The organism is Microcystis sp. M165S2 (assembly GCF_020245885.1).
Lineage (GTDB): Bacteria > Cyanobacteriota > Cyanobacteriia > Cyanobacteriales > Microcystaceae > Microcystis.
Window position 1 is genome coordinate 1 of the sequence record NZ_JADBTZ010000110.1, and the last position, 5,435, is coordinate 5,435.

Sequence of the window (5,435 nt, forward strand, 5' to 3'; positions counted from 1 at the left end):
AACGCTTGACAGGGGAATAGAGGTGAAGGGGGTATTTTGTTCGGTGCTAGACTGATATTTGAGTAAGCCAGACAGGAGCCAGAAAAAGATATTTATCAGAAAAGTCATGATCAAGCTAGAGGTTTAAAGACTGATCGGGTTGCAATTATTTTTATTAATAAATATTTTACACAATTCATACCAGGTAAGCAAGAGGGCGACGGCACTACGACCGAATCATTACCCAATTATGATCTATCTATCTAGAAATGTCATTCCTTTGGCTGTCCCCCACTCCCCAACACCCAACCCCCAACACCCAACCCCTCACGGATCACCGAAAAAGCCTAGCTCAATCTGGAAATTTTGATTATGATCATTAGTAATTGACCTGTATTTGTGATATAGATTCAAAGGAGAAACACGGTGTCCACAGAAGTCATCGAAAAGCGTTCCACAGCGACAATCCGTAAACCAGCACCGCGTTATCGCGTTTTACTCCACAATGACGACTTTAACTCGATGGAGTATGTGGTTCAGAGTTTAATGCAAACGATCGCCGGTATGACGCAACCCCAAGCAGTCGATATCATGATGGAAGCGCACACTAATGGTACGGCCTTGGTGATTACCTGCATCCAAGAACACGCGGAATTCTACTGTGAAACCTTGAAAAATAAAGGTTTAACCAGCAGCATCGAACCCGATGAATAAAAGATTACGGGTAATTGCCACTTACCCAGTCCCCCTACGACTGGGAATTTTTATTTTGCTCTTACTTTTTCTCTGGTTGCCGATCGCACTTCCCCTCTATCACTTTTTTGCCACTAATGCTAATCTTGTCTCAATTTTGACCCTTTCTGTTCTCTATCTGGAATTTTTGGGGTTATCCCATTGGTGGGGACGGACAATTTATGGCGATGAGGGATTAGCCGATTATGGTTTGATTTGGCGAATAAAAACGCCGATCGAATTAATTAACGGGTTGGCGATCGGTTTATTTTTCACTTTCTCGCTTTTTCTGTCCCAAGCGTTCCTAGGTTGGTTAAATTTCTTACCCGCAAATCCCCAGATCAGCAAAATCATCCTGGAGGGGTTTTTAGTCGCTTTAGCGGTGGGTTTTGCCGAAGAATTACTATTTCGGGGCTGGTTACTGGGAGAATTAGAAAAGGATTATCGTCCCGCTATCGCTCTAGTGATTAGTGCCTTAATTTTCGCTCTTGCTCACTTTATTAAACCTTTAGCCGAAATTATCCGCACTTTTCCCCAATTTCCTGCCTTAGTCCTCCTAGGATTAATTCTCGGTTGGGCAAAACGCGCCTGTGGTGGTAATTTGGGTAAAAGTATCGGTCTGCACGCGGGTTTAATCTGGGCATACTATATATTAAATGTGGGTCAGTTAATTAAATACACTGGTACTGTTCCCGATTGGTTAACTGGAATCGATAAAAATCCTTTAGCGGGAGTGATGGGTTTACTTTTCCTGACAATTCTCGCTATCTGGACAAGAAAAAAGCAGTTTTGAGTGAACGATAGGGGATTAAATCAATTACTATAAAGGGGAAATTGCCCATGAGACTTATAGCCGATGAATCGATTATTATCTTTTCTAGAATATCGCCCGCGTTTGCGTAATATCCTATCTTTTTGTTTCTCTCTTATCGTCATGCTGTTGATCGGTGTAGGCAAGGTCACAGCACAAGATTCAAATAATTCTACTCTGGATTTAGTTGCTAATCTCTGGATGTTAATAGCCGGCTCTTTAGTATTCTTTATGAATGCGGGTTTTGCCATGCTGGAAACGGGTTTTGGTCGTACTAATAACGCCACTAATGTCTTAGCTAAAAACCTAATTGTCTTCTGTGTTTCTGCCTTGGCTTATTGGATGTTTGGTTTCGGTTTAATGTTTGGCGATACATCCGCACTAGAGAATAGTTTCTCTGGTGGTACAGGATTTTTCTTGGAAATTTTAACCCCCAATAATCAATACAGTCAATTCCAAGAACTGTGGCCGGGTCGTTCAATTGCTACTTTATTTTTCTTTCAATTAACTTTTGCGGGAACTGCGGCGACCATTGTATCGGGAGCAGTGGCAGAAAGAGTTAAATTTTGGGCATTTTTGCTATTTAGTTTCTGTTTAGTCGCTTTCTCTTATTCTCTTACAGGACATTGGATTTGGTCATCAGAAGGGTGGTTATATAACTTATTTAAGTTTCGAGATTTTGCCGGTTCAACGGTGGTGCATTCGGTCGGAGGAATGGCCGGATTAGTGGGTGCTTGGTTACTAAAACCGAGGGATGGACGCTTTGGTTATAATCGCAAAACCGATAGTTATGAAGAAAAAGAAAGAGGAAATTTTGCTCCCCATCAGTTAGGGTTTGCAACTCTTGGTTGTTTAATTCTTTGGTTAGGATGGTTTGGTTTTAATGGTGGTTCGGCGGTAAATTTGGATAATGTCCCCATGGCAATTACCACCACGATGATTGCCGCTGCCACGGGAGGAGTTTTGGCATTAATTCTTAATCCTTTAATTGGCCGCAAAGCCAGTTTATCCACAATTATTAATGGCATTTTAGGAGGGTTAGTGGGGATCACGGCATCATCAGGTTATGTTAATATCAAATCAGCTATTATCATCGGTGGCATTAGTGGCATTATTGTCTTATTAGGAGAAGAATTTTTAATTAAAACTAAAGTGATTGATGATCCAGCGGGAGCAATTCCAGTACATCTTTTTTGTGGTTTTTGGGGAACAATGGCGGTGGGTTTCTTTAGTACCAAAGATGCGGGAGAATTCGCCAATGGATTAACACAGGATAATTGGCTATCTCAAGTTGTTTTTCAATTTTTTGGATGGAATATAGTCATGGTATTTACCTTTATTTTTAGTTTAATTCTCTGGCTAATTATTGGCAATGTCCTCTATTATCTGCAAGCAATTGTTTTACGTCAAAAGAATCCACAGGTTAATTCCTCTCCTGTTAGAAGGAGTGAATCCTTCAATATTCTTCAAATATTCTCCCTATTTTGGTTACAGGGAAGGGAAGGAATCCGGGTATCATTATCCGAGGAATTAAATGGTAGTGATGGGGTATTTAGTGATTGAAAAATTAATGTTTATTCAATAAGTTTTTGGCAATCTGGATTATCTTGCAAAGCTCGATCGATATCCAGTTTCCAAGCTTTGTCCTTATGCCAACGTTTTGCCCAAAATTGAGCTTCTTTAAAGTTATCAGAAGTTGGGGGGATTTTGCACAAAATTTCAAAAGCACCTTCTCTATCCGGCACATTAGCCACAAAATTATTAATACCTAGTCCTATTGCTTGCTGAATTAACCTTAATTCATTTAATTGAGTCGCACACTTTTTAGGAAGCTGATTACCTTGTTTCTTTTTCAATTCTTGCAGTTGTTGAATATTCTTTTCTAAGGTAATATTAAAATCTCGTTTAGCACAAATTTCTGGAATACTAGGTGAAGGTGTCACCACGACATTAGGAGTCTTTTCAGGAGTCTTGAATGACCAAAAAGTAAATCCAAGAAAGCCTAATAGTGCCAATAAAGATAATATTCTAGTTAAACCCGCAGGAGAATTCTCCACATTAACTAATTTTTCTAGTTCTTGTTTAACCCATTGAACATTAAATACCTCTTGATAAATTCGATTGGTCACTTCTAGATACTCATCATTTTTAATCACTAATTCTGCTTGCTGAAGTGCCAATTTTTCCGGTTTATTATCAGCCAAGACTCTCCCCTGCAAAATATCTTGATAGGTTTCTAATGTTGACCTAACATTTTTATCAGGAATTAGGAGACTGTTTTGTATTTTCTGGAGATGGGCTGCCGCTTTATTTTGTAACCAATTTTCTACAATATTTTTCTGAATCAATTGTTCAATTAATGGTTTCTCTTGTCCTTCCCGCAACTCATTTTTATTGTCAATTAGCAAACGAATAACTATTTCTGTTAACTCCAAGTTAGCACCCGTCCAAGCTAGAATTTCCTCAATTAAAGCTGCTCGTTGATTCTCCTCAAATTTGGGCGTTAATTGTTTTTCAGCCAGTTGATATGCTGCCCCTTGACGCGCTATCTGTGCTTTTCGTTTGGCGGCGATTTCACTTAACTCTAAAAAACGCTTTTCTGACTCATTAATATCTTGATTTTCACTCCATTTTAAAGCTTCTTCTAAATCTTGATCAGAAAGAAGTTCCGGGGTACTAGCTACCAATTCCGCTTCCGGGTTAATCAGGATTTGTGGTAATTTGGCGGTGGCTAATAACTGCAATTCTTGACTGACGGTGATTTCTTCCCCGCGACCCCATTCCAATAAATCACTAGCTTGTTTTAATTCTTTAATAATAACCGGAGCGAGAGTGCGGTAGGAATGTTCGGGGTTAGCCAGTGCTGATTGGGCATTTTTAACTAAATATTGCCACTTTTGCTGTTCTGAAGCCAATTGAGACAGAGGTAAAATTAATTTTTGTAATTGCTGACGGGAAGCACTGGTTTCTTCCTGTTTGAACAGTTGTAACAGCTGTTTGAGGATATCTCTGACGCTGATGGAGATAGAAGAGGTTGCCGCAATAGCAGGGGTGGATTTTACTTGGTCGAGAAGATAGTTAAGATGGGCCTGTAATTCGGCAAAAGTCGGTTCACCGTTTTTAACGATAGCGTTAGCCTCCTCGGCCTGCAAACCTAAGGGAGCCTGCACCTTATCGATCAATATCTGAAGCAGATCATAACTCTTGAGGAACAAAGACTCTAATTTTTGATCCACTTGTATGGGATTTTCTTTCAATATTGTGAAAGCATCCTCAAGACGGTGAGCAGTTTTTTGGATACTACTATAGCCTAACATGGCCGCCCCTGCCTTGATGGAATGGGCGGCACGAAACATCTCGTTTATCTGTTCAGTGTTGTTCGTGAGATGGCCTAAGTCTAAAATCCCCTGTTCCAAAGTTTCCAGGTGTTCTTTTGCTTCTTCGATGAAATAGCCGAGAATTTTCCGATCGTTAGCGGAGTCCAAGGTATTATCCCCCTTATCACGATGCTATCTAGTCCTGGATTGGCCTAGTTTTTCATTAAATATATCAGTGACTCTTAAATCATTATAAATACATCAACAACTACCTCTGACAGGGGGACAAGCGAGCTAGAAGGTAGATAGGGCAAGCGATATAGCTCTTTGTCCTTTGATGTAATCCTTCAACCGATAGCGGCTAATTTGCATTAGCTCTTCTGTATTTTTTTAGGAACATTTGATGTAGCCCGAGCCAATGATAGAGATCTTGACCCACATAAAAACTGCTGTGCCTGCGTTGACCTTTATATCTTTTTTCAGGTCTTGTGACATATTTTTGGATTCCCATATCCTTAATTTTTTTACCTTGCATTGTGGCACTTGTGTAAGCAATAGCTATAACAATTATCAGCTTTGATAGGTATTGCGGTGCT

Annotated in this window: 4 protein-coding genes and 1 pseudogene; 3 read left to right on the plus strand and 2 right to left on the minus strand. The window is 39.9% G+C overall.

All coding sequences use genetic code 11. From position 1 onward, the window contains the following. The first annotated feature begins 405 nt into the window (after positions 1–405). From clpS to IM479_RS05810, 3 genes are all read left to right on the plus strand, one after another. Positions 406–693, plus strand: a complete 288-nt coding sequence (gene clpS / locus IM479_RS05800) for an ATP-dependent Clp protease adapter ClpS (RefSeq protein WP_002738526.1) — start codon at positions 406–408, stop codon at positions 691–693. Continuing rightward, a complete protein-coding gene (locus IM479_RS05805) occupies positions 686–1,504 on the plus strand; it encodes a CPBP family intramembrane glutamic endopeptidase (RefSeq protein ID WP_287684996.1) in 819 nt (272 codons plus the stop codon). The genes clpS and IM479_RS05805 overlap by 8 nt, the downstream gene beginning before the upstream one ends. Positions 1,505–1,567: 63 nt before the next feature. Next, a complete protein-coding gene (locus IM479_RS05810; protein ID WP_287684997.1) occupies positions 1,568–3,085 on the plus strand; it encodes an ammonium transporter in 1,518 nt (505 codons plus the stop codon). 11 nt (positions 3,086–3,096) lie between these two features. On the opposite strand, the gene IM479_RS05815 is transcribed toward IM479_RS05810, so the two are convergent. Together IM479_RS05815 and IM479_RS05820 are read right to left on the minus strand one after the other, a co-directional pair. After that, complete coding sequence (locus IM479_RS05815) at positions 3,097–5,007, minus strand: Hpt domain-containing protein (RefSeq protein WP_287684998.1); 1,911 nt, start codon at positions 5,005–5,007, stop codon at positions 3,097–3,099. Between the two features lie 193 nt (positions 5,008–5,200). Continuing rightward, a pseudogene (locus tag IM479_RS05820) lies at positions 5,201–5,435 on the minus strand (hypothetical protein); the annotation flags it as partial.